Origin of the sequence: Nocardioides sp. (genome assembly GCF_034670285.1) — a bacterium.
Taxonomy (GTDB): Bacteria; Actinomycetota; Actinomycetes; order Propionibacteriales; family Nocardioidaceae; genus Nocardioides.
The window spans coordinates 1-5,080 of the sequence record NZ_JAXMNS010000287.1 but is presented as its reverse complement, the minus strand read 5'-3'; the positions used below and the strand labels follow the sequence as shown (position 1 = coordinate 5,080).

General features: G+C 71.3%; 5 protein-coding genes. All 5 read left to right on the top strand.

Annotated elements, in window-relative coordinates:
* The coding region (locus VOI19_RS14035; protein ID WP_323793584.1) for a VWA domain-containing protein at positions 1–351 on the top strand (351 nt) is incomplete at its 5' end.
* Positions 344–1,522, top strand: coding sequence for an XdhC/CoxI family protein (locus VOI19_RS14030; protein WP_323793583.1), 1,179 nt, complete (start codon positions 344–346; stop codon positions 1,520–1,522). The genes VOI19_RS14035 and VOI19_RS14030, both read left to right, overlap by 8 nt.
* Positions 1,523–1,598: 76 nt before the next feature.
* Positions 1,599–2,852 (top strand): transcriptional regulator, encoded by a 1,254-nt coding sequence (locus VOI19_RS14025; protein WP_323793582.1) that lies wholly within the window; start codon positions 1,599–1,601, stop codon positions 2,850–2,852.
* Between the two features lie 292 nt (positions 2,853–3,144).
* Positions 3,145–3,645 carry a (2Fe-2S)-binding protein gene (locus VOI19_RS14020; protein WP_323793581.1) on the top strand — a complete coding sequence of 167 codons (501 nt, stop codon included), beginning with the start codon at positions 3,145–3,147 and terminating at the stop codon, positions 3,643–3,645.
* Positions 3,642–5,080: xanthine dehydrogenase family protein molybdopterin-binding subunit (locus VOI19_RS14015; protein WP_323793580.1), on the top strand; the 1,439-nt coding region annotated here is incomplete at its 3' end. The genes VOI19_RS14020 and VOI19_RS14015, both read left to right, overlap by 4 nt.

Genomic DNA, 5,080 nt, shown 5'->3' with positions numbered 1-5,080 from the left:
CTGGCGGCCGCCGGCGAGGCCGTGCCCGACTGGTCGGGCGGCACCCGGCTGGGGGAGACCCTCAAGGTCTTCCTCGACCGGTGGGGGCGACGCGGGCTGGCTCGGGGTGCCGTCGTGGTGGTCTTCAGCGACGGGTGGGAGCGGGGCGACGCGGCGCTGCTGGGCGAGCAGGTGCGCCGTCTGCGCGCCGTCGCCCACCGGGTGGTGTGGGTGAACCCCCACCGTGGCAAGGACGGCTACGAGGCCGTGCAGACCGGCATCGTGGCGGTCCTGCCGCATGTCGACGACTTCGTCGCCGGGCACTCGCTCGCGACGTTCGAGGAGCTGATGGAGGTGCTGGCGCATGCGTGAGGTGCTCGACGAGCTGATGCAGTGGTGGGAGGCCGGGGAGACGATCGGCGTCGGCACGGTGGTGGCGACGTTCCGCTCGGCGCCGCGGCCCCCGGGAGCGTCGATGCTCGTGGGGCCCGACAAGAGCGCGGTGGGCTCGGTGTCCGGCGGCTGCGTCGAGGGTGCGGTCTACGAGCTGGCCGAGTCGGTGGTCGCCTCGGGCACCCCGGTGCTCCAGCGCTACGGCGTCTCCGACGACGATGCCTTCGCCGTCGGCCTCACCTGTGGCGGCATCCTCGACGTCTACGTCGAGGAGGTCTCGCAGCGCACGTTCCCCGAGCTCGGGGAGATCGCCGCCGACCTGCGCGCCGGTCGACCGGTGGCGATCGCCACCGTGGTCGAGCACCCCGACCCCGCGCGCCTCGGCACCCGGATGATCGTGCGGCCCGGGTCCGACGGCGAGGTAGTCCCTGTCGATGTGGCCCCTGATGGGGCGTCGGAGGGGCCACATCGTCAGGGACTATCTCGGTTGTGGTCGGAGAGGGCCACCGACGCAGTGCGAGACGACGCGCTCGGGCTGCTGGCGAGCGGGTCCAACGCGACCCTCACCTACGGCCCGGACGGCGAGCGCCGCGGCGAGGGGATGCGTGTCTTCGTGTGGGGCTTCGCCCCCAAGCCACGCCTGCTGGTCTTCGGGGCGATCGACTTCGCCGCTGCGGTGGCCAAGGTCGGCGCGTTCCTCGGGTACGACGTCACGGTCTGCGACGCGCGCCCGGTCTTCGCCACGGCGAGCCGCTTCCCCGAGGCCGACCGCGTCGTCGTCGACTGGCCGCACCGCTACCTGACCGAGCAGCTCGAGGCCGGCGCGATCGACCAGCGCACCGTCATCACCGTGCTCACCCACGACCCGAAGTTCGACGTCCCGCTGCTCGAGGTGGCCCTGCGCCTGCCCGAGGTCGCCTACGTCGGCGCGATGGGGTCGCGGCGCACGCACGACGACCGGATGGCGCGCCTGCGCGGCGTGGGGCTGACCGACGGCGAGCTCGACGGCCTGCACAGCCCGATCGGGCTCGACCTCGGGGCGAGGACGCCCGAGGAGACCGCCATCAGCATCGCGGCCGAGTTCATCGCCGGTCGCTGGGGCGGCAGCGGCCGGCACCTGGCCGAGACGACGGGCCGCATCCACGGGTGATCGACCAGTGACCCGCGTCACACCGTGCGTTGTAGCGTGACGGCAGGACTGGGAGCGACAGGGAGGTGGCGCACGGATGCGCACGACCGCACGCACGGGCAGTGAGCTCGACAGCCGCAAGCAGGAGACGCTGCGCGCCTGGACCACCTTCATCGAGCACGGCGACGCGGTCGCACCGCTCGTGCGCCCCGAGATCCTGAGCAGCTGGACCCGCTCCGACGCCGCGATCACGCACGACGTGGAGGCCGCGCCGCTCGCCGACGAGAGCGAGACGTCGTCGATGTGGCGCGACTCGCCGCTCCAGGTCGCGGTCGAGCGGGTCGAGGCCGACCTGCGTCGTACGGCGGAGGACGGCGACCTCGTTCTCGCCGTCACCGACGCCGACACCCGCATCCTGTGGACCTACGGCGGCCGGGTGATGCGCCGCAAGGCCGAGACGGTCAACTTCGTGGCCGGTGCCCGCTGGGACGACGAGTCGGTCGGCACCAACGCGCTCGACCTCGCCAACCGGCTCGCTGAGCCGTCGATGGTCTTCTCCGCCGAGCACTACGCCTCGATCGTGCACAACTGGGTCTGCTGGGCCGCTCCCGTGCTCGACCCGGCGACCGGCCGCCAGCTCGGTGTCATCGACCTGTCAACCACCTGGGACCGCACCCACCCGATCGGACTGGCCACCGCGCGGGTGATGGCTCGACTGATCGAGACGGCGCTGCCGCACTCGGCGCACCACCCGACGGCGCGCCCCGACGGGATCGACGAGACCGCCGACCCCGGGCTGGTGATGACCCTGCTCGGCACGGCCGAGGTGCGCCTCGACGGTCAGCGGCTGCTGCTCAACCGTCGCCAGACCGAGGTGCTGGCGCTGCTGGCGCTCCATCCCGAGGGGCTCTCGCTCGACCGGCTGCACGCCTTCGTCTACGGCGACTCCGCGATCACCTTCTCGACGCTGAAGGCGGAGGTCTCGCACCTGCGCGCCGCCCTCGGTGGCCAGCTCGCCTCGCGGCCCTACCGGCTGATGATGCCGGTTGCCACCGACGTCGACCACGTGCTCGCCCTGCTGCGTCGGGGCCGGGTCGCCGAGGCGCTCGAGGCGTACGGCGGCGACCTCCTGCCCGGCACCAACTCGCCCGCGCTCACCGAGCTGGGGGAGTACCTCGCCGTCGCCGTCCGGGAGGCCCTGCTCGCCGACCCCGAGCCCGGGGCCGCCCTGCGCTACGCCGACCTGGCGCCGTACGACACCGAGGTGATGGAGCGCGCCCTCGCCGCCCTCGGCACGAACGCCCACCCGGCCAAGGCGCTGCTCAGGGGCAAGCTCGCCGCTGCTCGTTAGGTGCCTCGGTGCGGCATCTCGATACGCCGGTGGCTCGCTGCGCTCGCTCCCCGGCTACTCGATGACCAGGGTGGGTCGCTCGCTCCCCGGCTACTCGATGACCAGGGTGGGTCGCTCGCTCCCCGGCTACTCGATGACCAGGGTGGGTCGCTCGCTCCCCGGCTACTCGATGACCAGGGTGGGCCGCTCGCTCCCCGGCTGCTCGATGACCAGGGGGTGCGCCAACCCGGGACCAACCCGCGCTGTCTAGCGTGACCCGGGTCACAGCGACGTGCACCTCAAGGGAGAGTCCATGACCAAGATCAACCTCACCGTCGACGGCTCGTCGGTCTCCGACGACGTCGAGCCGCGGATGCTGCTGGTGCAGTACCTGCGCGAGAAGCTCGGCAAGACCGGCACCGTCATCGGGTGCGACACCAGCAACTGCGGGGCGTGCACGGTGCACCTCGACGGCACCAGCGTGAAGTCGTGCAACGTCCTCGCCGTCCAGGCCGACGGCCACGAAGTCACCACGATCGAGGGCCTCGCCGACACCGTGGACAGCGACCTGCACCCGATGCAGGAATCGTTCCGCGAGTGCCACGGTCTCCAGTGCGGCTTCTGCACGCCGGGGATGATCATGCAGAGCGTCGACCTGCTCAAGAACAACCCGAAGCCCACCGAGACCGAGATCCGCGTCGGGCTCGAGGGCAACCTGTGCCGCTGCACCGGCTACCACAACATCGTCAAGGCTGTTCAGCACGCGTCCGGCCAGGTCTCGTCGGGCTCGACCACCGAGGAGGCGTCAGCATGACCACGCTCCAGGACCCGCCCGTCGACTCGGCCGCCGAGATCGGCCGCGACCGCCGCCGCAAGGAGGACCAGCGCCTCATCACCGGTCGCACCCGCTGGACCGACAACATCGCCCTGCCCGGGATGCTGCACCTCGCGATGGTGCGGAGCCCCTACGCGCACGCCACCATCACCTCGATCGACACCACCGAGGCCAAAGCCTCGCGCAACGTCGTCACGGTGCTCACCGGCGCCGACCTCGGCGAGAGCCAGGGCGTGCTGATCAACGCCTGGGCGATCACCCCCGACCAGGTCGCCCCGGTGCACCAGCCGATGCCCGCCGACCGCGTCAGCTTTGCCGGCGAGATCGTCGCCGTCGTCGTGGCCCGCACGGCGGCCGAGGCGCGCGACGCCGCCGAGCTCGTCGACGTCGAGTACGACGAGCTGCCTGCCGCGATCGATCTGAAGGCCGCGGCGAATGACGAGGTCCTCGCCCACCCCGACCTCGGCACCAACAAGTCGGCGTTCTGGAAGTTCGACTCCGCCGAGGCCGGCACCGGCGGCGACGTCGACGCCGCCATCGAGAAGGCCCGCACCGACGGGGTCGTGATCGAGCGCGAGTATCGCCAGCAGCGCCTGATCCCGGCGTTCATGGAGCCGCGCTCGACGGTGGTCGACCCGACGGGCGAGCAGATCACCATGTGGTCCTCCACGCAGGTGCCACACATCGTGCGCTTCGCGCTGGCCGCCACGACCGGCGTCCCCGAGTCGAAGATCCGCGTGATCGCCCCTGATGTCGGGGGTGGCTTCGGCGGCAAGCTCAACACCACGCCCGAGGAGTGGTTGAGCTTCTGCATCGCCAACCGCCTCGGCAAGCCGGTGAAGTACACCGAGACCCGCTCGGAGTCGCTGATGGTGGCCCACCACGGCCGCGACCAGTGGCAGAAGCTGACGCTGTCGGCCGAGAAGGACGGCACCGTCACCGGCCTGAAGGTCGAGCTGCTCGCCGACCTCGGCTCCCACGTCTCGCTCGTGGGCGGCGGCGTGCCGGTGCTCGGAGCGTTCATGTTCAACGCGATCTACAAGTTCCCCGCCTACCAGTTCAACTGCCAGACGGTGCTCACCAACAAGACGTGGACCGACGCCTACCGCGGCGCCGGGCGACCCGAGGCGACGTACGCCATCGAGCGGCTGATGTCCGAGCTGGCCGCCGAGCTGGACGTCGACCCGATCGAGATCCGCCGCAAGAACTGGATCAACCACGACGAGTTCCCGTTCATGTCGGTGGCCGGGCTCGAGTACGACACCGGCAACTACGAGGCCGCCACGGCCAAGGCGCTGGAGATGTTCGGGTACGACGACCTGCGTGCCGAGCAGAAGCAGCGCCGCGACTCCGGCGACCCCGTGCAGCTCGGCATCGGCATCTCGACCTTCACCGAGATGTGCGGCCTGGCCCC